General features: G+C 78.5%; 1 protein-coding gene and 1 pseudogene. Both read right to left on the minus strand.

Annotated elements, in window-relative coordinates; genetic code table 11:
• Nucleotides 1-217 (minus strand): annotated as a pseudogene (locus ACWF94_RS39235) (hypothetical protein); the annotation flags it as partial.
• A gap of 368 nt (nt 218-585) precedes the next feature.
• The coding region (locus tag ACWF94_RS39240) for a primosome assembly protein PriA (protein WP_453499878.1) at nt 586-2,165 on the minus strand (1,580 nt) is incomplete at its 5' end.

The raw sequence follows: 2,165 nt of genomic DNA on the forward strand, positions 1-2,165 counted from the left end.
CGCAACGGCTGATCCGCCCCATCCCGCTGCCCCCGCCCGCTCCCCGGGCGGGGGCAGCGGTCGTTGAGCGCGCGGGCGGGGGATGTGTACGGGCGGGCCCGTCGTGCGGGGTGCCGTACGGGCGGGTGCCGTACGGGCCGGGTGCGACCGTGCTCCGGGGGCTCGGCCCGCGTACCCCGGCCGGGCGGCGAGCGGCACCCGGAGCGTCACGGCGCATCCCCGGCCTCCGTCGCCCGTCCGTCCCGCGCCGTGGGGCGGACGGCTCCGGGCCCGAGCACGGAGGGCGTCGAAGCCGTCCGCACACAGGTCGCGGTGGACCGCGAGCCGCCGCCTGGGTGCCGGGCAGCCCTGCGGTCCGGGGCCCGGAGGCACTCCTAGGTCCAGGGCACCCGGAAGAGTCCATGGCACCGGAGAGGCTCCGCCCGTCATGGCACCGTGGCCGTTCCGTCCGCCGTGGCGGGGGCTGGACGCCGCACGTGATGGCCCCCGCGGCGCACGCCCCGGGGGTCGCTCCGTACGCCATGACACCGGCGGCTCGTATGCCGTACGCCATCGCGTACAGAGCGACCCCGGGCGAGCCCTGGATCAGCCGATATCGAGCGGGTCGATCCTGATACGCACCTGGTCGGTGCCGCCGCGGGCCAGCCGGGCTGCCTGGGCGGATTTGAGGGCGGCGGCGAGGGCGGCGCCGCTGCCCGGGGGGACTCTCAGCAGGGCGCGCTGCCAGGACTCACCCACCGGCGGGTCGCCCGGTCGGCGCGGGCGGCCCGGCGGCGGGACGGGCAGCGGGACCGGGCCCAGGACTTCCGCATCGCCCGGCAGCTCCGCCGCGGCGATGAACGCGGCGACGACATCCGCGCGGCCCGTCACGGCCGCCATCCGCGAGACCGGCGGGAACCCCAGCTCGGCCCGCTCCGCCAGCTCGCGGCGGGCGTGACCGGCCGGGTCCCAGCGGACCAGGGCCTGGACGGGGCGCAGGGTCGGCTCCGCGACGATCACCACGGTGCCGCCGTCGCCCTGGCCCCGCACCAGCGAGGCCGCGTCGATCCAGCGCCGCAGGGCGTCCTCCCCCGCCCGCAGATCCGGGCGCCCGAGCATGGCCCAGCCGTCGAGCAGCAGCGCCGCCGCGTAACCACCTTCGGCGACGGGCTCCGCGCCCGGCGTACTGACCACGAGAGCGGGCCGCGCCGGGACCGCGTCGAGGACATGGTCACGGCCCGAGGTGCGCACCGGGACGGCGGGAAAGGCCCGGCCCAGATCCTCGGCGGTGCGCCGGGCGCCCACGATCCGCGCCCGCAGCCGCGTACCCCCGCAGTCGGCGCAGTGCCAGTCCACCGCGCCCTGCCCGCACCAGGCACAGGTCAGCTCCCGCTCGTCGGGGGCCGCCAGCGGTCCGGAGCAGTGCCGGCAGCGCGCGGGGGCCCGGCAGCGCTCGCAGGCGAGCCGGGGCGCATAGCCCCGCCGGGGCACCTGGACGAGCACCGGCCCCGTCCTGAGTCCGTCCCGGACGGCACCCCAGGCGAGGCTGGGCAGCCGCGCGGCCCGCGCCGCCTCGTCGCGGGCGAGGTCCTGGTCGCCGACGGTACGGACGAGGGGGGCCGCGCGGCGGACCTGCTCGCGGTCGGCGGCCAGCGGCAGCGCCCAGCCGCTCTCGACCAGCTGGGCGGCCTCCACCGTGCAGCTCATGCCGCCGAGGAGGAAGGCGCAGCCGTCGTGGGTGGCGCGCAGTTCGAGGACCTCGCGGACATGCGGGAACGGTGCGTTCTCATCGCTGTGGCTGGAGTCGCCGTCGTCCCAGACGGCGACGAGGCCGAGATCCCGGACCGGGGCGAACATCGCGGCACGGGTGCCGACGACGGCCCGCACCGAGCCCCGGCGGACGGCGAGCCACTCCCGATAGCGCTTCTCGGGTCCGGACTCGGCGCTCAGCACGGCATGGTGCCCCGCGCCGATCAGTGCGGTGATCGCGGTGTCGACGCGGGAGGCCCGGCGTCCGTCGGGGACGACGACGAGCGCGCCGCGCCCCGACGCCAGCGTGGCCGCGACGGCGCGGGCCAGCTCATCGGGCCAGCCCGGCCCGGGGAGCGCGGTCCACACCGCCCTCGGCGAACCCCCGCCCGCGAGCGCCTCCAGGAACGCCGCCCCCCGCCCGTACCGCCCCCAGC

Source organism: Streptomyces sp. NPDC055078 (assembly GCF_053607985.1).